This window comes from Hathewaya proteolytica DSM 3090, from assembly GCF_900142225.1.
Lineage (GTDB): Bacteria > Bacillota > Clostridia > Clostridiales > Clostridiaceae > Hathewaya > Hathewaya proteolytica.
The window spans coordinates 23,875-46,549 of sequence record NZ_FRAD01000013.1; the positions used below are offsets into that span (position 1 = coordinate 23,875).

A 22,675-nucleotide genomic window follows, 5' to 3' on the forward strand; every position below is an offset into this window, starting at 1 on the left:
ACTCCCCCCCTTGCAATTTTTACTTTTAAAAACAAACACGGCAAATAAATTTACCGTGTTGTCATAGTAAAAAGCAGTAAAATACCACTAGTTTTTTACCTCTTCGTATGTGTAAAGTATCCACTCACCAATTTTAACAGGTTCTAAGGGTTTTAAATGATATCCAACTGGCACACAGTATGTTTCGTAATATTTTTCACCTGTTTTATAATTCCTAGCCCATAACACATCACGATATATAGGACCCCTTTGACCTATTTCTACCTCCGGTCCTCTTTGACCTGAAATTGTTGCTGCCTCAGCCTTAAAACTAAATAAACTTAAGTTAATTAAAACTATACTAAAAATTGCAATAACTTTTTTCATCGTTTGGCCTCTCTTTTCATTTTTTTATAATATCTTGTATTATGTGTATATATGTTCTAAACTAATTATATATCTTTCGTATATTATGTCAATATTATTTCATGTATATTTAACGTATATTTCAATTATTAGCATAATTCAAATAAACATTTTTTACAGTTAACAGTATTTATACATTAAAAAATATTCATGATATAATCATAAAAACGTTCTATTAAATATCTAGTTTACCCTCACTACTGTAGAAATTTCTTTTTCCATTGGTAAAGTTAAAGAGCCCATGGAAACCATGAGCCCTTTTTTAATCTATATTACACTATTTTAATTATACTATATTAACAAACTGTACATGAGCAACCATCCATTGGCTGTTCAGTTCTCTCTATGATTTCATCCTGTAATACTTTGTTTAAGTTACAGAAGTAATCACTGTATCCAGCAACACGTACGATTAAATCTTTGTATTCTTCTGGATGCTGTTGAGCATTGATCAAAGTTTGTCTATCAACAACGTTAAATTGAATGTGGTGTCCACCCATCTTAAAGTACGCTCTTACTAAATCCTTTAAGTTTTCTAGACCTTCATCACCAGCAAGTAATGATGGAACAAATTTCTGATTTAACAAAGTACCACCTGTTCTTACGTGATCCATTTTAGCTGCTGATTTAACAACGGCAGTTGGTCCATTAACGTCAGCATTCTTTGATGGAGAAATACCCTCTGAAACTGGTTTATGAGCAAGTCTTCCCTCTGGGCTAGCACCCATTACTTTTCCAAAGTAAACATGGCAAGTAGTTGGAAGCATATCTATTCTGTAAGTTGCACCTGTTGGAGCAAGTCTTCCATTTACGCTGTCATAGTATGCATCAAATACTTCCTTCATGATGTCATCTGCATAGTCATCGTCATTACCATACTTAGGAGTCTTGTTTGCAACCATGTTATAAATATCTTCATGTCCTTCGAAGTTATCCTTTAAAGCCTGCATCAATTCAGCCATAGTGAACTTTTTGTGATCAAATACATTGTATTTTATAGCAGATAATTCATCAGAAATTGATCCGATACCAACACCCTGAATATATCTTGTGTTGTATCTAGCTCCACCAGCATTGTAGTCTATACCATTCTTTATACAGTCATCAACAACGATTGACATAAATGGACAATGCATAAATGATGCATATAATTTTTCAACTATCTGATTACCATGAATCTTTATATCAGCAAAGTAATTAATCTGTTTCTTGTAAGCTTCAAACAATTCCTCATAAGACTTAAATGTTGTAACGTCTCCAGTCTTAATACCAGTCTGTCTCTTAGCAACTGGGTCATATCCATTGTTTAAAGTGATTTCAAGAATTTTGGGAAGGTTGAAGTATCCAGTTAATGAATAACGTTCCTTACCAAATGCACCAGTCTCAACACATCCTGTTGTACCACCACATCTTGCATCCTCTATAGATTTACCAACTCTAAGCATTTCTTCTATTACAGTTTCAACGTTGAACATGGAAGGTTGTCCAAAACCAGTTCTAACAATTTTAGCTGCTCTCTTAATGAAACTATCTGGATTTAATCTACTTATCTGAACGTTTGAACTTGGCTGAAGAAGTCTCATCTCTTCAATTACATCAAGAAGCATAAAACTTACTTCGTTTACGCCATCTCTTCCCTCTGGAGTTAAACCACCAACATTGATATTACAGAAGTCAGTATAAGTTCCACTCTCTTCAAGAGTAATACCTACCTTTGGAGGTGCTGGCTGGTTGTTGAATTTTACCCAGAAGCACTCAAGTAATTCCATTGCCTGATCCTTAGTTAATGTTCCAGCGTCAACTTCATTCTTGTAGAATGGATATAAGTGTTGGTCAAGTCTTCCTGGACAGAATGAGTCCCAAGTATTTAATTCTGAAATTACTCCTAAGTGTACAAACCAGTACATCTGAAGAGCTTCTGCAAAGTTTCTTGGAGCCTTTTCTGGAACTCTGTCACATCTTTCAGCTATCTGCAATAACTCTGCCTTTCTTGCTGAATCAGTTTCTTTCTCAGCTAATCCTTTAGCATATGCTGCGTATCTCTTACCATAAGCAATGATAGCATCACAGCATATAATCATAGCCTTGTACTGGCTCTGTCTCTCATAAAAATCTTTATCATTGAACACATCTATTTTGTCTAATTCAGCCTGTATCTCGGCTTTGAAATCTGCGAATCCTTTTATATATACTTTATCATCAAGTGCTGTATGACCTGGTGCTCTCTGCTCCATGAATTCTGTTATAATACCAGTTTCATAAGCTGCATGCCACGCTTCAGGCATTTCTGATAAAAGAATGTGTCTCATTGCCCTGTTCTTCCAGAATGGGATAATAACATCTCTTTGGTAGTCCTTATCTTCCTGTGAAACCTTGAAAGATATTTTTTCACGTCTGTCCATTATATCAAAGTCTTCTACAGTATGACAGCAAAGCTCTGGATAAGTTGGTGTAGCTGCTGGAGCTTCCCCTCTTTCACCTACTATTAATTCGCCATCATTGATGCAAAGTTTTTTGTTTTCCATGATGTTTTTAAAAGCTAAAGCCCTTAGTATTGGAGCTGGTACTGCACCTAAATACTCCTTGTACACTTCTGTGACAAGCTTAGCTCTCTCCAAAGAAATATAAGGTACTGCTTCAACACTTTGTTTTCTTAGTTTTTCAACTCTTGCTGTTTTCATAATATTACCCTCCTATTTTTACTTTAATACCATGATTTTTAAATACTTCAGCTAATTTTGTCATATGTTCCATAGATGGTTCTTCCATATCTTTTAGCTTATATTCCTCTTCTAACCTTGTATATTTATCCATACCAATTTTGTGGTATGGTAGAAGATTAACTTGTTCAAAATTCAATCCCTTTAGAAAATCAATAGTTCTATTTATAACATCATCAGAATCATTTACTCCTAGTATGATAGGAATTCTGATGAACACTCTCTTACCCATATCTGAAAGCTTTTTAATATTCTCTAATATTATTTCATTTGGAACACCTGTATACTTCTTATGGACCTCACTATCCATGTGCTTCAAATCGACCAAGAATAAATCTGTATATTTTGCAACTTCCTCTACAACACTCCATTTAGCAAAAAGACACGTATCCACAGTTGTATGAATTCCCACAGCTTGGCAACCTTTTAACGCTTCCAAAAGAAATTCATGCTGCATTAGGGGCTCTCCACCAGAGAAAGTAACTCCGCCCTTTGATTGGTCATAAAAAATCTGATCCTTCTTAATTTCCTTCATAAGTTCCTCATAGCTAATGTTTCTTCCCGTTATTTCCATGGCAGCCTGTGTACAAACATCTTCACACTTTCCACAAGCAATGCATTTGCTTCTTTCCAAAGAAAATTTACCATGAGCCACAGTAATAGCTGAAGTAGGACATTTCGGCTCACATTTACCACAAGAATTACATTTACTTGAAAAATGCATTAATTGAATTTGAGGGTTTTGACTTTCAGGGTTATGGCACCACCAACAACTTAGGGGACATCCCTTAAAAAACACTGTGGTTCTTATACCAGGCCCGTCATGCAAAGAATATTTTTGAATGTTGAAAATAATACCTGATTTATTCATTTTTACGCTCCTATTGTTGTAATATCATTTTAATTTTAATATGTATTTATTTTTCACCTAGTTTTTTGTGATTAAAAGCATTAGGTGTATTTACTGTGAGAATGCGAGTGATTTTGTTAGTACAATTCCCCCAATTATGAACTATCTTTGAGTCATAATGTGCGCTATCACCTGGATACAGCTCATACCTATTCCCATCTAGTATTAATGTAAGAACGCCTTCCAAAACATAAACAAATTCCTCACCTTTATGCTGATACGAAGTTATATTTTCACCATCTACCCCGGGCAATATTTCAAATATTCTCGGCAACATTAATTTGTTCTCCATATCATTGGATAAATGGTATGTAATTATTTTCGAATCAACAATCTGAAAAATTTCCTTTTCATAGCTTTTTAATACACTGCCCTTATTTTCTTTAGGTATACTAAAAAAATATGATAAGTCCACTCCCAAAACTGTAGCTATTTTTTCTAAAGAATCAATGGCTATGGTAGTCAGTCCCCTTTCAAGTTGTGATAAAAACCCTATGGACAAACCTGTTTGTGTACTTAAATCTTTTAATGTAAGCTTCTTACCAGTCCTTAATTCCTTTATCTTGCTTCCTATATCTACGTTCATCCTGCTTTCCTTTCAGTTCATTTGTTTTGTTAATACAATTATACTATTAGCCCATTAAAAAATCTACTGTTTATTGAAATTAATTTTGTAAATATGAAATTTTTTTATGAAGCTGAAATTTTTCTGTTTTAACACATGTCATAATGTTACATATTATATATTACACCTCTAATATATAACTAATATATAATTTATGTATTTTATAGAATGAGGTGAATATAAGATGATAAAAAGGATACTCAAAAGATGGATACTCAATGCAAAAATTATAAAACTTTATATATAAATCTCACTGAAAATCTAAAAAAAGAAGTAGATATAATAAATTCTTCAGATTACAGTAAGAAATCCCTGGGAAAGTTCAAGGAAGCTATTGAAAATCTCGTTCATATCAATTTAAAAAACCTTTAAGTTTATTAGGTTATTAACTTTATAAGATCATTAATACTCTTATGATAATATAGCTGTGTTTGACTTTCCAGTGGTGTTTATACAATTTATAGGAGGGCGATGGCATGAGACATGCCCCTATATAAGGACTTCTAACCTTCACGTGGGGCTAAAACTCCACGTGAAGCTAAGAATTCTGTTTATGCTGTGTTGGACTTCTCAGTGGTGACATTATATTTTTATAATTAATATTATAATGATAATTTTATTCTTTAATATAATTATCGTAGTTATTACTATTTACATTATTACAAATTTTACATTACCACTATAATATCCAACACAGCTTTTTTTATAACTTTTCTTTTTAAACAACAACTATTGCCCTACATAATTCTTGAAAAAATTATTTTTGCAAAGCATATGGCGCTGATTATAGCAACCAAATCAGCCATTAACGCTGCCCATAGTGTGTGCCTTATTTTTTTTATCTTAACTGCACCAAAATAAACCGATATAGTGTAAAATATAGTTTCAGTAGTTCCCATTATAATAGAAGCTAATATGCCTATATATGTATCAGGACCATAAGTTTTTATGATTTCCGTAAAGATACCTAGAGAACCAGATCCGGACAAAGGCTTCATGAGAATCAACGGAATAACTTCTGAAGGTAAATCTACTTTATTAGTTATGATACCCATTTTTTTAATTGCAAAATCCATAGCACCAGATTCGCGAATTAGGCCTACGGCCAAAAGCATTGCGAGAAGATACGGAAAAATTCTTATACATATATTCAAACCATCCTTTGCTCCCTCAACAAAGCAATCATAGACTTTTACACCTCTAGAGAATCCTAGGATAACTATACACAGTATTATTATTGGTATTACACATTGGCTAAAACTCATTTTTATCATCCCCTCCCACATCTAAATTGCTAAAATCTTTTCTCTAGTATCTTGCAAAAGAATACCCCGGATATAGCTGCCAATGCTGTAGAAAGAATGGCCGGGAGCATTATTATGGCAGGATTAGAAGAATTGCAAGCTGCCCTTACTGATATAATTGTAGATGGTATGAACTGAATACACGTAGCATTCAATACGAGAAATAAAATCATATCATTGCTAGCGCTATCCTTATCTTCATTTAATTTTTGCATTTCCTCCATAGCTTTTATACCAGCAGGAGTTGCCGCATTTGATATCCCCATACTATTGGCGGTAAGATTCATGACCATGGCCTCCATAGCTTTTTCACTTCTGCCCTCTTTTTTAAATAGTAATTTCAAGACAGGCTGCAAAAGTTTAGATATAAACTTCATAGCACCGCTTTCCGTTAAAATACGTATTAGCCCACACCAAAGGCACATTATCCCCACTAACTCAAAGACCAGAACCACTGTTGACTTGGCAGAGGACATAACCACATTTGTGATCACATCTCCACGGCCAGTAAGAATTCCAATCACTATACCTAACACTACTAAAATACACCAAATTAGATTTATCAAACTTACCCATCTCCTTGTTAAAATATATTCTACCAAGTTATATATATGCTAAAATAATGCACTATATATCCTTAACAAATTTAAGATATTTTGATTTCCCTTGTGTTTATTTATTAATAGTGATAGTATATATGATGTTATAAAGATAATATTAGGAGAAGATAATGATTTTAAAAGACGTAATAACATATTTAGATAGTGAAAATTATATAATCCACAATACCCCGTGCATGATTTGCGGAAGCCAACTTGAAATTGAAGGTCTATACGTGGAAACCATCTTAGGATTACCACATCATTTATGCATATGTAGATGTCCCAATTGTGGTGAAGAAAAAGTATTTATATTCTCAGCCCCTTATCTAAAAGATGAGCTTGTAATTCCCCCTGAACATGCACTAAATTAATATATGTATAAAAATATAAGACCAGGTTCCATCACGCTAAGATGAAAACCTGGTCTAAATTTATCTGATGACATCGGGCACGCCCCTAGATAACGACTTCTAACCTTTACGTGGGGTTAAAATCTCACGTGAAGCTAAGAAGTCTGTTTATGTACATTATTATATTTCTTCTTTAAATCCTCTACCAATAACTTCTCGCACATCTGTTATCCTTATAAATGCTTCCGGATCAACACTTTTTACGATTTGTTGCAACTTAAAGCTCTCTTTTTTCGAAACAAGCATTAAAATCATATTTCTCTCGGTCTTTGTATACATACCCATACCTCTTATAGAAGTAGCACCTCTTTTTATCTTTTTGCTGAGCTCCTGGGCAACATCATCTATTTTGTCAGATATGATAAGCGCCTCTTTGGCAAAATGCATTCCATCCAATATCATAGAAATTACGTGTGAAGATATGTACACAGCAATAAGAGCATACATGGCCTTTCTAAGTCCAAAGGTAGCCGCACCGCCTAATATAACAGCTGAATCTATTATTAGCAAAAATGTAGATATTGAAATAGATTTAAATTTATAATGCAAAATATTTGCCATTAGGTCCGTACCGCCTGTGCTAGCAGAAGCTCTTATTACAACTCCTATGCCCCCACCAAATAACACTGCGCCTATAGTAGAACACAAAAATAAATCTGGAGTTCCAAATAAGGATTGCGGTATGAAATCAGTATACCATAATGCAAATGATAGATATGCCACAGCAAAAATTACCCTAGCTGCATAGCTGAATCCTCTCTGTTTAACACTGATCAAGAGCAAAGGACCATTTACTAAAATATTGGTAAGCCATATTGGAACTGGTGCAAAAGCTTGAACTATAATAGCTATACCAGCTAGTCCACCCATAACCATGTTATTAGGACTCAAAAACTTGTTAATGCTTATGGAGGTGATTGTACACCCTATCATAATCATTAGGTAGTCAATCCATACGGATTTTTTTTTGTTGGTTTGTTTAATTTGAATCTCTCCCATTTCAATTGAACATCGGCTATTTTTCAGACATGACAAAAGCCGTGCATCCTCCTTTTTAAGTAATAATGCATGTACATTAATTTTATATTTTAGCTTTTTTAAGACAGCACAATTTATATTATTACATATTTATAATTAAAGTCAACGGCAAAATTATTAACATATTTAAAATTTTTTCACAAAAAACACACCATTGCCTTTAATAAAACAATGGTGTGCAAATAAACAAATTGTTATATTGTAATTAAAATACTATAGTAATTCAGAAATTGTCTTAGCCTGTAAGAACAATAACAAGTAGTCAGCTCCACCTGCTTTTGAATCTGTACCAGACATATTAAATCCACCAAATGGTTCAGCACCAACTAATGCGCCTGTACACTTTCTGTTGATGTAAAGGTTACCACAGTGTAATTCTCTCTTAGCAATTTCGATCTTTTCTCTGTTTTTAGAAATGAACGCACCTGTTAATCCATAAACAGTTCCGTTTGCAACTTCTATACCATCTTTGAAATCTTTGCATTTGATTAATGCTACAAATGGTCCAAATACTTCTTCCTGAGCTAGTCTAGCATTTCTATCGATATCACCGAAGATTGTTGGAGCTACAAAGTATCCGTCTTCGCTTACTCTAACGCCACCTGCTAATAACTTACCTTCAGTTTTTCCAATTTCAACATATTTCATAACTTTATTTAAAGAATTTTCATCTATAACGCAAGCAACATCTACGCCATATTCTCTAGCTGGGCCAACCTTTAATTCTTTAGTCTTAGCTAATATTTTTTCAACTAATTCATCGTAAACTTTTTCATCAATTATAGCTCTTGAACAAGCTGAACATTTCTGTCCCTGGAAACCAAATGCAGCTGTTACAATTGCACTTGCAGCTAAATCTAAATCCGCCTCGCTGTCAACCTGAATGAAGTCTTTTCCACCCATTTCAGCTATAACACGTTTTATCCATTTCTGGCCTGGAGCTAACTTAGCAGCTCTTTCATTTATTCTTAAACCTACTTCAGCTGATCCTGTGAAGTTTATAAATCTTGTTAATGGATGATCAGTTAAGTAATCTCCAACTTCTCCTCCTGGGCCTGGTAAGAAGTTTACAACACCCTTAGGAAGACCTATTTCTGCTAAAACGTCCATAAACATACCAGCAACTAATGGAGTTGTACTAGCTGGTTTTACAACAACAGTGTTACCTGCAACGATTGCAGCTGAAGTCATACCAACTAATATTGCCAATGGGAAGTTCCATGGAGCTATAACAAGTCCAGCACCTATCGGAATATACTTGCATGTATTTTTTGTTCCTGGAAGAGGTATTAAATCCATTCCATGTTCAACTTTAAGCATCTGTCTTGCATAGTACTCAAGGAAGTCAATTGCTTCTGCAACGTCTGCATTAGCTTCTACCCATATTTTTCCTGCTTCTTCAACTAGCTGAGCTGCAAACTCATGTTTTCTTCTTTTAAGAATAGCAGCAGCGTTTATAAGATAGTTTGCTCTTTCTTCAGCTGGAACGTACTTCCAAGTTTCAAATGCTTTTGCAGCAGCCTGGATTGCCTTTTCAGCTAGATCTTTGTTAGCTTTTGCAGTTGTGCCTAAAACTTCTGATGATTTTGAAGGATTGATTACAGTGATTTTTCCCTCTGTATCAATTTTTTCTCCATCGATAACTAATGGAAAGTGCTGACCTTTTCTGCTGTCGATTAACTTTAAAGCTTCTTCCATTTTAGCTCTGTCAGCTGGATTACTGTAGTTTTCTACTGGTTCATTTTTGTAAGGCATTAACATTATTTATTTCCCCCATTCACATATATATAATTTTATTTACTTACCATGCATCCCATACCATAAACTCATTTTCCAATATATTGTATTTAAGTATTAGTAAAATATAGTTTAAGTAGCATTGAACTTAATTATAGTATATTACATTTATAAATAATTATCAATATAAATATTTATCATAAATAAAAATTATTATTATACTGTATTTTATAAGGCATTATTTTTAAAATCTAACTCACATATTTTTTACATATTTTTAATTACATTTAACTAAATACCATGTTTTTTAATTCACCTGAAAATATTTTATTTCAAATATAAGAAACACCCAAGTTTTATAATTGGGTGTTTGCATAATTATATAGCTATTTTTCCAGCAATCAGTAATCCTATCATAACCACGGATATTATGGCAAATACGATCATTAGTGTAACATCTCCACCACTAACATCCTTACCATGTTCTTTTCTAGCCCATATGTAAACTAAACTTCCCACCGCATAAAGTATAATTGTGAGCCCTAGGCTGACAAATCCCACTGCATATACAACATAAATTGTATACAGTGAAGACATAAATCCAGTGAACTTATCAAAAGCAGTGAACTTACCTTCCTCATTTTTCATTGCTACTTTAAATCCATAAAATGACGAAAGTAAATAAGGTATTAAAATCGATGTAGTTGCTATGGTGTACACAACACCATATGCCTTTTGAAACGATTCAGATAACATTGACAACAAGAATACTTGTGTGCACAATGTTGTCAAAAATAAAGATGTAACTGGGCATCCGTTTTTATTAGTCTTAGCCAATACCTTAGGCATTGAACCATCCTTTGCAAGAACATATGGCGTCTCCGCTGCAAGCATAACCCAACTTATAAATGCTCCTACTAATGATATTATAAGACCTAGCTGGGCTATAATAGCACCTGCTTTCCCAAGTAAAGTTGAAGAAAGCAATGCCGCAAAAGGTGTAGCTGATTGGCCCAATTGTTTTGCTGGGACAACTCCCATGGCTATCAATGATACCAACATGTATATCACCAACGTTGCAACCAAGCTAACAACAATAGCCTTACTTACTATCTTTTGTGATTTTGCCCTGTCCGAAAGTACCACAGCCGCTTCAACACCCGTGAAACACCACAATATAGTGCCCATAGAGTTTGCAACTTGTTTCATTACATTAGTAGATTCACCTGTGGACGCCAAGGTGGTCTGCCAATTTGCTACAAAAAATGTATTCCCATTGAATACAATAATTCCAAGTACTACAGCAAGAACCATTGGAATGAGTTTTGCCACCGTAGCAACAGAATTAATTAGACCTGCGCTTTTAACCCCATTATTCTGTATAAAATATACAATCCATAAAAATACCGATGCTAAGCCAAAGCTCATAAATTTACTCATGCCACCTGCCATATCCGAAATAGTCTTGAAGAGCAATATTATGAAAGCAACATTTCCAAGCCATGCACTCATCCAGTAGCCCCATGCAGAGTTAAATCCCGCGAAATCACCAAATCCATCTTTGGCATATGTATATATACCGCCTGTAAGTTCTGGTTTTTTTGAAGCGAGCATACTAAATACAAGCGCTAGGAAGATTACACCTATACCTCCTATTACCCACGCAATAAAAACTGATTGTGGATTGGCACCTACTATAAAGTCCGTAGGACTATTAAAAATTCCACCACCTATCATAGAACCAATTCCAAGCAACACAAGCATCATAAGACCGAGCTTGTTATCCTTTTGATTATTTTCCATGTTCTTTTTCTCCTCTCATTAAATGAGTTTTAATATAACATCATTATTATGTGCAGATTTCATGTAAAATATTTAAATTATATCCAAAAAGAGCTTAAAGAGAATACAGCTATTCTCTTTAAGCTCAACAAAATTAAAATATAAAGCTAACTTTCTATAGTTTACAGTTCAAAATCCTGGCGAAACTCATCTCTTCCATGGCAACAACATGGTCGTATTTTACAATCCCTGCAAATATATAATATTTTATCTACATTAATATATATGCACTTGCCGCATTTATTTTGAAGTACCAGGGTTCTTTTTTCTCTATTTTCGTATACTATCCTGCCGCTGACCGTACTGCAATTTTGAAAAACAACAGTTACGCAGTCTCCCACCCTAAGTTTGTCGCAAACGCATTTCATTCTTTCTCCTGAACAGCCCATTTTTCATCCTCCACGCAAATTAATTAGATTTTTTATCGAAAATTTAACATAAAGTAAAACAATAATTTATATAAGACACCATAAATGTAAGGTGGCCTATAATTTAATATATGAAGTTAATGCTAAAATGTTCATTTTTGTTAATTAACGTGGTATACTATATTTGTTGTTTATACTTTCATAAGGAGGACATTAGATGAATGCAAGCTTAGAACTTTTTTTTACTCTATTATTTTATTTTGTGATCTACGCACATATTGGTTGGATAATGGAGGTTTGTTACGCTTATAAGAACCAGCGAAAATTTGTTAATAGAGGATTTCTTTATGGACCTTACTGCTCAATGTATGGATTTGCAGCAATTGTCCTTATATACTCATTAAAGCCATTCCAGCACAATATAATAATCTTATATATTGCAAGTTTTTTCATAACCAGCATTGTAGAATACATAACAGGTGCTCTACTTGAAAAAATGTTTCACACAACTTGGTGGGACTATAGTGAAGATAAATTCAACATAAAAGGCAGGATATGTTTAGGCTTTTCCCTCCTATGGGGAGCTGTAGCTGTATTATTAATTAAATTTGTAAACCCACTAATTAGCAGATTGCTTAAATACGTTCTTACAACACCAGGAATTATTATCTTATTAATAATACTAATCTTAATAATTATAGACACCATATGCACACTCATTTCTGTCAGCAACTTCAATAAATCTATGGATAAAATAAAGGAAAACTTCATACAACTAAAGCAAAAGCTTAAGTTGCCAAATGTTAAATTTCCAAATATGAAGTTAAGCCATAAAAATAAGATTGAGCAAGAAATGTTAGAGGAATTCACAAAAAACTCCAATAAAACCTTCGAAGCTTTACAAAAGAATTATGATAGGTTTATAAAAGTATTTCCAGATCTAACAGTGCACAAATTCAAAAGCTTTGTAAATAAGCTAAAAGATATGTTTAAGTAGAATATAATATAAAAAAGAGGTAATTTTCATGAACTCACCAAGATTTATTAAAATTTGGGGATATATGTACCATCTCCACAGAAGAAATTTCAAAGTCTACCCCAAACGAAGACTTCTACCCAATTCCGATAACATAACCAATAACTCCATTCACTGGGTTGGTCATGCGACAGCCATAATAAATCTGGACAACAAAATTATAGTAACAGATCCTGTAACAAGTCTGCATTTAGCCCAGATGAAAAGATTAGTGCTTCCATCAGTTGATCTTAGGACACTAAAAATAGATTACATTTTAATTTCCCATGGGCACATGGATCATCTGGATAAAGGCACAATGAAGAAACTAGATAAAAACACAAAAGTTATATGCCCTAAACAATTTGAAAAACTGCTAATGAGTTGGGGTTTTAGAAACATACAACCTATGTTACCTGGTGATGAGTACCACACTGACGATGGGTTAGTATTTAAAACTTATGAAGCAAACCACGATGGAAAGCGCTATGGATTTGGAAAATACAGCATTTCCAATTCATATTTAATAAAAGGCACGGAAAAATCAGTATTCTTTGCTGGCGACACTGCCTATACCCATAATTTTGATAACATAAAATCAGATGTAGCATTAATGCCCGTAGGTTGCTATAAACCCGTTGAGTATGAAGATATGCATTGCTCACCAATCCAATCCTACAGTATGTTTAAACAGATGAATAGTAAGGTTATGATACCAATTCATTTTAGAACTTTTATTTTAGCTCAAGACAATGACAATGATACCCTAAATACTTTAAAATCTATCAAAGATGAGAAAATAAAAATATTGTCTATAGGTCAAACGTATAAAATAGAATAAATATGCAGTATAATCAATTAAAAGTTTAGTTTTGGGGGGATTTATTTGAAAAGAATTTTTAAAAGTAATTTATTATTTTTATCTCTAACTATCAGTTTCATTTTATTTCAGAAGGCTTTGCCGATAATATTGAAACTTGTAAAAACAAATGACATATATTCAATGATTTATCCAATTCAATTAGTTGGTACTTTTATATTCTTGTGGCTGCCAGCTATAATTTATATACTTATCCATAAAAATAAATCAAATTATTCCATAAAGGAATCGTTAAAATTGAAAAAAACAGGATTTAACAATCTTGCTTTTTCTTTTCTTGCATTTTTATGTTTAGAACCTATAGCTATGTTTTTAAATACTATTTCCACTTATTTTATTCCCAACAATGTAGGCGATTTTGTTTCTACCCTTTCCTCAAATGGATCAGTTGCTATGCTATTTTTCACAATTGCTATTGTACCAGCCATAGGCGAGGAACTTGTTTTTAGAGGAATAATAGCTGATGGATATAAAACTAGAACATTAACTACTATAGCTTTAATAAACGGTTTACTATTTGGTATTTTCCACATGAATCCGTGTCAGTTTCTTTATGCCTTTGTTTTAGGAGTTGTGTTTACATATGTGGTTGAATATACAGGTTCCATATTTTGCAGTATGTTAATTCATTTCCTTTTCAATGGATTTTCGTGTACTATGGCTATAATTGCAATGTCTAATCCAGACTTGTTTTCCGAAGAAGTAACTAAAGCTGCAAGCAATGCCATGAGCTTTTCAAAATTAGCTTTCTTATTTATAATAGCAATGATATCTTCCATACTATTATATATGATTTTAAAGAAGCTAAGATTTATAAATAGATATGATGAAAAGAAAACCTTAAGATTCCATGTAATAGAACTAGTTGAAGATACAACTGCAGACGAATTCGTTGAAATGCCACCAAAAAAAGCTATGAAAATAGCATACCTTCCACTAGCAATTTCTATAGGTTTGTATATAGGTTTCGTATTCAAATATTATATTATTGATTTATTAATGTAAGTTCACTTTTATACTTGCTAAACAAATAAATAATTTTTTCTTACCTAAGCTGCTAGATATCCTTTTGGCAGCTGTTTTTTTACCTATAATTCCCCCGCTCTTCATATTATGTTTTTTAATTTATTACCTTTTAAAAGCTGTGTTGTATTTGTCAGTGGTAAATATACATGTCTACTAACTGTTTTTAATTTAACACTTCCAGGGCTTCTTAAACCGCTAGGTTTACGCAAAATTAAAAACATTTTTAATACATCATCATCGACCTGCACCTATTTTACAAAATAATAACGCACATCTACCTACTGTGTATTCTTTTATTATTTATATAAAAGGCGAAGCCATAAATATTAATACATATAAATTTCATTACTATCTACATAGGGTGTGATTATATAATAGACATATTGTTATATGCATTCTAACCCCGCAATACCATATCATCGAAATGCTTAACCTAAATGCTTCACCCCATAGCTAGAACATCTAGCACTGCCGTGCCTTTAAAGATAACAGGCCTATTCTTCAGTCTTTTATTAAAGTATGAATGACTGCTGCACTTGAACAGCGGTGTTGTTTTATATTTATTCACAAATCTAAACCTGCCGTTATCATTGCTTTCATATTCTCTTTTTATGTACAGTTTCTTCTCTATATATTTGTATAAAGATATATATCCACTAGTATACTTAGTCGCCACACCCCTGTATGGTTTCAGGAAGTACTCATATTTTTTAAGAAATCCAGTAATTTTTCTCAAATTATATTCAGCATTATAAGCAGAAAATCGCTTTAAAATAACGTGTTCAACATTGCATATCTCGGCAAATTTCTTGTAATTATACCTTGTATCGGTGATAAGCGTGCTTCCCTGTTTTATAGAGTACTTAAAAGCATCTAACATGTCCTCTACCCCAGGATCATTTATACATACCGGCTTCATAATAACATCACCGGTGTGATTCATTGCCCCCATAATACATACGTGGTCCTGTGAGAAATATTCTTCTATAGATACAGGACCCCTTCTGGAACTTTTTCGTGGCATTGTAAAAGAGCTCCTGCTATGATTTCCTTTAAAATTGCATTTCATATGTATAGTGTTCATTTCAATTTTGCCTGACATTTCATCTACTTCCAATTGTTCTTGCAATGCATCTAAAATCTTGTGTCTCCAAAAAAAAGCTGTTTTTAAATTAATCTTCAGCACCGATGCACATCTGCGAAGAGAATACTGATTTACAAGACATTTTACATACTCTTTCCATAAATCAACACTCTTGTGTGTATGGTAAATCACTGAATTTGTAGCTTCCATAAATGATCTACCACAAGTTTTGCAAAAATATCTTTGTCTATCATCATTTTTACCATTTTTAATGTAATTATTGCCTTTGCAATATGGACATACTATTGACTGCTCAAATATAATATCATTATTTCTCTTATTATTACTTTCTATTATTTCAATAATATGTTTGATCAAAAGCTTCTTTCTCTTTTTTGATTTCTTACTTTTAGGGGATATATTTGATGGTAAACGAATGTCACAAAAGAACATAGTTACGTCTCCTTTAGAAATTGTATTTGGTATTTACAATTATATCCACTTTTTTATTATTCTAATCACTTTTTTAAAATAAATAGACTTCTAATCTTAACTTGGAGTTTTAACCCCACGTGAAGTTTAGGAGTCGTTATCTAGGGGCGTGTCTCATGTCATCGCTCTCCTATAAGAGGGTGTGACAACGACTAGCCATCAGATAAATTAATTTGAAGCTAATAATCCTGTATCTGAAAATCCATATTACAAAAACAAACAATTTCTAACATGAAAATTAGACATTTTTCAACAAAATTTTCTAACTGCTAGTCCTTTATTTTACCACTGAAAAGTCAAACACAGCTTTTAAACTGATTTTTTTAATTTATCTTATATAGAGGCCGATTTAAATAGTAGCATTCTAACTCAATTTTATGCTAAGTTAAAAAAAACTCCAACTATTAGCAGTTTAAGTACTGATTACAAAACCGCAACATAGCTGAAGTTATACATTATATTTTCCAAACTAAAAAGCCCAAGTTCTCTGCCTCTTCTTTATTCACAACACCTTTAGTATCAATAATGACAGAACTTTCCTGCATATGCTTTTTAAACAGTTTTACATCATCAAGAATCATGTTATGTTGTTTAGTGAGAATTAACAATGCATCTGATTCATGAAGAGCTTCAACTTGATTGGAAACTTTGTAATCGTATTCCGTTGGAACTATAGAATCAAATGCTTTAACATCGGCCCCTCTCTCTAATAACAAGTTGCATATATCAATTGGAGGACTTATTCGATCATCATTGGAGTAGTCTTTCATGGCAAGGCCTAAAACGGCTACCTTAGAGCCACCTAGGGTTTTATTTATTTTATTCAACATTTCCTCTGTTTTATCCACTATAAAGCGAGGCAAATTGGCATTTTTCTCCCTGCAAAGTTGCAATATTTCCATGGAAATACCCATTTCGTCAGCCTTCGGCGCTATGTAATTATATGCGTTTGGTATGCAATAACCTCCAACTCCCGGACCTGGTGTTAAAAGCTTCACTCTCTTGTGAGTATTGGCAAGGGAAACCACTTCATGTATATCTATACCAAGTTCTTCAGTGAATCTAGCAAACTCCTGACACATAGCGATATTTACATCTCGCTGCACATTTTCAAAAACTTTACTGGTTTCCACAGCTTTTATATTGGTAGCTGGTATTACATCAGCTTTGCAAACTATAGAAAGAACTTTCATTGCCTTTTCAAGGCTCTTCTCATTTACTCCACCAACTATAGTATTCATGTTGGCAAATTCATCAAAAGCAACTCCCTCAGCTATTCGCTCTGAAGCATACGCCAGATAAAAATCTTTACCTGCCACCATAGATGACTCTTTCTCGAGAATAGGTAAAATAAATTCCTCCGTAGTACCTGGTATAACAGTACTTCTAATGATAACAAGATCACCTTTTTTCAAATTTCGACCTATTGTTCTAGTGGCACTTTCAAGATATGCCATGTTATGGACACCGTCATTCACTGGAATGCCAACAGTTACTATTATATTGTTACACTGTTTTACAGCTTCATCTGCATCCGTAGTAGCTATATAGCTTTTTTCTTCAATACAGTAATTTAAGATTTCCTTTATTCCAATACCAAAAAACTTTTCTGTATGATGAGTATTGCCACAGTTAGTTTCCATTACAAGATTGTGGTCTACGTCAATGCCTGTCACATTGCATCCCCTAAGAGCAAAACTCAAGCTCAATGGAAGCCCAACAAAACCTTGCCCAAAGACACAGACGTTCTTGTACTGTTCCTCAACACTTTCCTTTAATTCCTTTAACTTATCAAATCCGTTCATTATTCTTCGACCTCCATTTGTCTTACGAATGTTTGATTTTCTATTAATAAGCTTTCCAATTTATATTCTACCACTTCTTGAACAACAAAATCTGGTTTAATCTGATTTACAAGAATACCATTAAAATTATAGGACCACTCATAAACTGCCTCGCTAAAATGCTCTGATATAAATGGGGCCAAATTTACCGCAAAGGAATCTCTAAACATCAAAAGTCTTGGTTTTGATTTATCAGGTTGAGTCAAAATATCGCCTCTTAAAAGGTCATAATGTTCATTTTGCACAGGCTTAGCTTCTCTCTCTTCTTTAGGTTTTAAAAAAATATGTTCCTCACCATAAGACTTGGGAACACCTAACATGTTGGCCAAATCTCCGCCGCCTGGTTTTTTATATTCCTTTATCAAATTAAATTCCTCTAATAAAGCAGCTTTAAGATTATCATCATTTGAATATTTCCATAGGTGATCCATTAATTCCGTATATCCGTAATATGCACCCAGTTCGTTCCAGTGAGTATCTGTTTTTTGATAAAGCCTTTCACTGTTCTTTTTTTCTAATAGTATTTTTCTTGTGTCTACTATATCTATTTCTGAGTTTTCTTTCAAGTAATTTACAACTTGATCAATCCTAGTTTCATCCTTAATTTTTTTGTATTTATCGCTATAATATTCACCATAAATAGTCTCTTTGTTCGGAGCAATCATTAGCACAAAGGGGATGTTCTGCTTTTGTAACCATGCTTTCTTTTCCTCTAAATTTTTTCTTATAATCTCCAATTCATCTTGGGTGAACTTTAGAATTCCACGATAATCTTCACTTAAATCTTTTACATCATCTTTTTTATAGAATAGCCATCCTTCTTTTCCTAATATAACTTTATCAGTAGCGGCATCGTGGAATACATCATTTTCGAGTTTAGAACTGGCTGAAATCAAATTGTTTCTCAAACCAAAATAATCATTGTAGTTTGATTCGGCCGTTCTTATTATCCTCTCCATGCCCCTTATAGAAGGATCTACAGCTGTTGAAGAGCCTCTATTCTCTGTACTTTTTATGTTTTTTATTCCAGCTATAAGCACAAGATTAGATGAACATAATGTAAGCATAAATAGAGATATAAATACCACATTTCTACACAATACTTTCTTTTTATTAAAGTAACCTTGAATAAGATATGTTCCAAAAGAAAGCACCACAGCAACAAAGGCTAAAGACAAAATAATGCTTAAATTATAAGGTGCATCATCCATTACCTGCCCCATTTTTTCCGCAGAAATGTACGGAGTTTTGCCACTACATATAATTTCTAAGTAATTATCTTTTACTTTTACACTTTCAATATCATCAGAAACTTCATAAAATATGTCCTTAATTTTTTGTGGAGCCATAGTTACATTTTTGAAGGGACCCTTCACCTCTACAGACTTAAGTTTTATACGTCTCTCCTTGTGACCAAAAAGTATCTTTATCCTTTTAACATCTTGTGTGTTAAGGTCAAAATGAATATGCCTAGATTCCATACCTTCAAGTATATTAGTCCTAGCACACATATCATCATTGTATATGGGTTGGGCTTTATTGGTAAAAAAGGCAACAAAATACGTATCGCCATCATACCCAACATCCATGTTAACTTTGATGTTTTTGTCTACCAGGGAAAGATATAAAAATACGGTTATTGCAAAATATACAATGGTTAGCGCAATATACATGATAAACTTAAAATATTTATTTTTCAATATATTATCCATTTTATTTTCCTCTTAATTTATTTCTTTGAAACACATGAAACATAAAAATACAAACAAATATTTCAGAACCTAGAACCTAAAATATATAAATGGGTTGTAGGTAGTGGCTGCCATGGTCATTAGAGATAAAAACAGAATTACGAATAATGAACCATGAATGATAATTTCAAAGAAAAGGTTGTCTTTGATTTTAGTAGTAAGTTTTTTGCCTATGCACTTTACAATTGGAGTACATATTATTAGAGCCACAAAAAACACCAAGAAAAATCTGTGATCAGTAAACAAATCTACGTAATACATTGACCCAGATGGTTTAAATAGAAACATTCTCTTAATGTAATTAAAAGCAGTTGTTATATTTTCTGCCCTAAACAAAACCCAACCAACTAAAATTACTATAAGGGAGTACAGGTGTGCTAAAGGACTCCAAATTTTATCTAGTACTTTGGATTTGAACCCTGCCCTTTCTATTATCAAGAATATTCCGTAGTATATTCCCCATAATATAAAATTCCAACTGGCTCCATGCCACAATCCCGATAGAAAAAACACGATGAACATATTTATGTAGGTTCTTTTAATGCCTTTTCTATTGCCTCCTAAAGGAATGTATACATAATCTCTAAACCAATTAGTTAGGGATATGTGCCACCTTTTCCAAAATTCGCTGATTGATCTTGATATGTAGGGAAAATTGAAGTTCTCAAGAAAGTTAAATCCAAAGACCTTTCCAAGACCTATAGCCATATCTGAGTAACCTGAAAAATCAAAGTAAATCTGGAAGGCATAGCATAAAGCACCAAGCCATGCCAGTGAAGTTGACAGTTCTGCATAAGGTACTGCAAATATTTTATCCGCTACAAAGCCCATTTCATTTGCTATGAGAATTTTTTTACCAAAACCCATGATGAAACGCTTTATTCCATAGGCTATTTTGTCTATGGTGATTTCTCTTTTATCAATTTCCTCTGCCACGTCGTGGTATCTTACTATAGGGCCAGCAATTAGCTGTGGAAATAGAGATATGTATAAAGCTAAATTGTAAATGCTCTTTTGAACCTTAGCGTCATCTCTATATACATCCACCACATAAGATAAGCCCTGGAATGTAAAAAAGGAAATACCAATAGGCAGATGAATTGGTGATTTTTCAATGGCACTGCAAAATTTCCAAACAATGCCGCCATTTATTCCTGCAAAATTCAACATATTTCCCAGGTTATAAATGATAAAATTAAAGTATTTAAAAAATACTAGCATGAGCAAATTTAATACGATAGCCCATACAAGTAGTGATTTTCTTTTTTTTAAATGATTACATTCATGTATCCTCATTCCAAAGTAATAATTTATGCCTATGGACAAAAGCATAACAACTATGTGCTTTGGTTCCCCCCAAGCATAAAACAATAAGCTAGCCACTAGCAATAGTGAATTCTTAAATCTCCTATCCAGCAAAAAATACATTATTAAAACCACTGGAAGAAAGGTAAACATAAATATTGGAGATGTAAATACCATTATATTTTCCGCTCCTTTTGTGCACTTTCTATACTCTTTTTACTTCCAACAAAAATCCCTTCATCATTTTCCACGAAAATTATATCATCCAAACCACATATGATGACAGGTTTTTTACCTGTAATGACAATGTTATTATTTCCCTTCATCTTTTTCACGTTTCCAACTAGAGTATTCATATTATCGTCCTTGTTTCTGTAACGCTCTAATGCCTTCCAGCTTCCAACATCATCCCATTTAAAGCAAGCAGGTATAACGTACATATTCTCTGCCTTTTCCATAACGGCAAAGTCAATAGATATACATTCCATTTTCTCGTAATTATTTACCAACCTATCTTCATAGCATTGGTTTTCCATTTCATTAGCCTCATCCTTAAATGTATCCGCCAAAAGTTCATATGTAGATGGCAAATATTGATTTATAAGGTTTATAGCATTGTTGGCCTTCCATATGAATATGCCAGCATTCCACAAATAATTTCCTTGTTCTATATATTTTTTAGCACAATCTATCTTAGGTTTTTCAACAAATTTGTCTACTTTATATATAAAATTTTTATTAGCCCCTTTATTTATACATACATTGGCTCCACAACTTATAGCAACTTCCTCTAAGCCGTATTCGCAGAAATCTTCCCTATTGTACTTTATGTATCCATAAGCTGTTTCCGGCCGTGTTGGAGTTATGCCCAAAGTTATTATGGACTCCTTGTTGTCTTCTACAAATTCCGCACCTCTTTTTATATTTTCAAGGAATAGTTCTTTATTTTCTATAAGATGATCTGCAGGTAGTACCACAAGAGTTGCATCCTTCACCCTTTCATTTATATAAAATGCAGCAAGCCCAATGCAAGGCGCTGTATTTCTTCCCACCGGCTCTATAATAACATTTTCTCTTTGTAAATCCGGTAGCTGACTATATACGTACTCAGCATATTGCTCTCCTGTAACTACATATATATTATCCATTGAAATAAGACCCAATAGCCTTTTAACCGTCATCTGCAACATAGTATCATTTCCAAGCAGATTTAAAAATTGCTTAGGTTTTTTATCTGTTGAAAGTGGCCAAAATCTAGTTCCTTTTCCGCCTGCCATCACAACAGCACACAGCTTTTCTTTTATGTTAGACAAATTT

At 33.3% G+C, this 22,675-nt stretch carries 20 protein-coding genes; 5 read left to right on the forward strand and 15 right to left on the reverse strand.

The window, feature by feature from the left end; translation table 11 throughout:
• Positions 1 to 87: 87 nt before the first annotated feature.
• The 4 genes from BUA73_RS08335 to BUA73_RS08350 form a co-directional block, all read right to left on the reverse strand.
• Positions 88 to 366, reverse strand: coding sequence for a hypothetical protein (locus tag BUA73_RS08335; RefSeq protein WP_072903673.1), 279 nt, complete (start codon positions 364 to 366; stop codon positions 88 to 90).
• Between the two features lie 335 nt (positions 367 to 701).
• On the reverse strand, positions 702 to 3,086 hold the full coding sequence (gene hypD, locus BUA73_RS08340; RefSeq protein ID WP_072903674.1) for a trans-4-hydroxy-L-proline dehydratase: 2,385 nt from the start codon (positions 3,084 to 3,086) through the stop codon (positions 702 to 704).
• A 4-nt stretch (positions 3,087 to 3,090) separates the two neighbouring features.
• A complete protein-coding gene (locus BUA73_RS08345; protein WP_072903675.1) occupies positions 3,091 to 3,996 on the reverse strand; it encodes a trans-4-hydroxy-L-proline dehydratase activase in 906 nt (301 codons plus the stop codon).
• 46 nt (positions 3,997 to 4,042) lie between these two features.
• Complete coding sequence (locus tag BUA73_RS08350) at positions 4,043 to 4,621, reverse strand: cupin domain-containing protein (protein WP_072903676.1); 579 nt, start codon at positions 4,619 to 4,621, stop codon at positions 4,043 to 4,045.
• 246 nt (positions 4,622 to 4,867) lie between these two features.
• Here BUA73_RS08350 and BUA73_RS14110 point away from each other — a divergent pair, with 246 nt between their 5' ends.
• On the forward strand, positions 4,868 to 5,032 hold the full coding sequence (locus BUA73_RS14110; protein WP_178139241.1) for a hypothetical protein: 165 nt from the start codon (positions 4,868 to 4,870) through the stop codon (positions 5,030 to 5,032).
• 365 nt (positions 5,033 to 5,397) lie between these two features.
• On the opposite strand, the gene BUA73_RS08355 is transcribed toward BUA73_RS14110, so the two are convergent.
• Complete coding sequence (locus BUA73_RS08355) at positions 5,398 to 5,925, reverse strand: spore maturation protein (protein WP_072903677.1); 528 nt, start codon at positions 5,923 to 5,925, stop codon at positions 5,398 to 5,400.
• Between the two features lie 29 nt (positions 5,926 to 5,954).
• Positions 5,955 to 6,530, reverse strand: a complete 576-nt coding sequence (locus BUA73_RS08360) for a nucleoside recognition domain-containing protein (protein WP_072903678.1) — start codon at positions 6,528 to 6,530, stop codon at positions 5,955 to 5,957.
• A gap of 164 nt (positions 6,531 to 6,694) precedes the next feature.
• On the opposite strand from BUA73_RS08360, the gene BUA73_RS08365 reads away from it, so the two are divergent.
• Positions 6,695 to 6,937: a hypothetical protein gene (locus BUA73_RS08365; RefSeq protein ID WP_072903679.1), complete on the forward strand. Its 243-nt coding sequence runs from the start codon at positions 6,695 to 6,697 to the stop codon at positions 6,935 to 6,937.
• A gap of 159 nt (positions 6,938 to 7,096) precedes the next feature.
• On the opposite strand, the gene BUA73_RS08370 is transcribed toward BUA73_RS08365, so the two are convergent.
• The 4 genes from BUA73_RS08370 to BUA73_RS08385 all read right to left on the reverse strand — a co-directional run bounded on the left by BUA73_RS08370 (position 7,097) and on the right by BUA73_RS08385 (position 11,982).
• Entirely contained in the window at positions 7,097 to 8,011 is a 915-nt protein-coding gene (locus tag BUA73_RS08370; protein WP_084672165.1) for a YitT family protein, read from the reverse strand.
• Between the two features lie 216 nt (positions 8,012 to 8,227).
• Positions 8,228 to 9,775, reverse strand: coding sequence for an L-glutamate gamma-semialdehyde dehydrogenase (pruA, locus tag BUA73_RS08375; protein ID WP_072903680.1), 1,548 nt, complete (start codon positions 9,773 to 9,775; stop codon positions 8,228 to 8,230).
• 354 nt (positions 9,776 to 10,129) lie between these two features.
• Positions 10,130 to 11,554, reverse strand: a complete 1,425-nt coding sequence (locus BUA73_RS08380; protein WP_072903681.1) for a basic amino acid/polyamine antiporter — start codon at positions 11,552 to 11,554, stop codon at positions 10,130 to 10,132.
• Between the two features lie 161 nt (positions 11,555 to 11,715).
• Entirely contained in the window at positions 11,716 to 11,982 is a 267-nt protein-coding gene (locus BUA73_RS08385) for a hypothetical protein (protein ID WP_072903682.1), read from the reverse strand.
• 196 nt (positions 11,983 to 12,178) lie between these two features.
• Here BUA73_RS08385 and BUA73_RS08390 point away from each other — a divergent pair, with 196 nt between their 5' ends.
• Genes BUA73_RS08390 through BUA73_RS08400 form a run of 3 tightly spaced genes read left to right on the forward strand, consistent with a single transcriptional unit; the run spans position 12,179 to position 14,861 of the window.
• Positions 12,179 to 12,958 carry a putative ABC transporter permease gene (locus BUA73_RS08390; RefSeq protein WP_072903683.1) on the forward strand — a complete coding sequence of 260 codons (780 nt, stop codon included), beginning with the start codon at positions 12,179 to 12,181 and terminating at the stop codon, positions 12,956 to 12,958.
• A 28-nt stretch (positions 12,959 to 12,986) separates the two neighbouring features.
• On the forward strand, positions 12,987 to 13,817 hold the full coding sequence (locus tag BUA73_RS08395) for an MBL fold metallo-hydrolase (protein ID WP_072903684.1): 831 nt from the start codon (positions 12,987 to 12,989) through the stop codon (positions 13,815 to 13,817).
• A gap of 45 nt (positions 13,818 to 13,862) precedes the next feature.
• Complete coding sequence (locus BUA73_RS08400) at positions 13,863 to 14,861, forward strand: CPBP family intramembrane glutamic endopeptidase (protein WP_072903685.1); 999 nt, start codon at positions 13,863 to 13,865, stop codon at positions 14,859 to 14,861.
• A 463-nt stretch (positions 14,862 to 15,324) separates the two neighbouring features.
• Here the strand turns inward: BUA73_RS08400 and BUA73_RS08405 are convergent, their stop codons facing one another.
• The 5 genes from BUA73_RS08405 to BUA73_RS08425 all read right to left on the reverse strand — a co-directional run bounded on the left by BUA73_RS08405 (position 15,325) and on the right by BUA73_RS08425 (position 22,671).
• A complete protein-coding gene (locus tag BUA73_RS08405) occupies positions 15,325 to 16,419 on the reverse strand; it encodes an IS1595 family transposase (protein ID WP_072903686.1) in 1,095 nt (364 codons plus the stop codon).
• A 494-nt stretch (positions 16,420 to 16,913) separates the two neighbouring features.
• Positions 16,914 to 18,263 carry a nucleotide sugar dehydrogenase gene (locus BUA73_RS08410; RefSeq protein WP_072903687.1) on the reverse strand — a complete coding sequence of 450 codons (1,350 nt, stop codon included), beginning with the start codon at positions 18,261 to 18,263 and terminating at the stop codon, positions 16,914 to 16,916.
• Positions 18,263 to 20,014 (reverse strand): alginate O-acetyltransferase AlgX-related protein, encoded by a 1,752-nt coding sequence (locus BUA73_RS08415; protein ID WP_072903688.1) that lies wholly within the window; start codon positions 20,012 to 20,014, stop codon positions 18,263 to 18,265. Before BUA73_RS08415 ends, BUA73_RS08410 begins: the two co-directional genes overlap by 1 nt.
• 69 nt (positions 20,015 to 20,083) lie before the next feature.
• Positions 20,084 to 21,535, reverse strand: coding sequence for an MBOAT family O-acyltransferase (locus BUA73_RS08420; RefSeq protein WP_072903689.1), 1,452 nt, complete (start codon positions 21,533 to 21,535; stop codon positions 20,084 to 20,086).
• Entirely contained in the window at positions 21,535 to 22,671 is a 1,137-nt protein-coding gene (locus BUA73_RS08425; RefSeq protein ID WP_242942353.1) for a mannose-1-phosphate guanylyltransferase, read from the reverse strand. The genes BUA73_RS08420 and BUA73_RS08425 overlap by 1 nt, the downstream gene beginning before the upstream one ends.
• Positions 22,672 to 22,675: the final 4 nt, after the last annotated feature.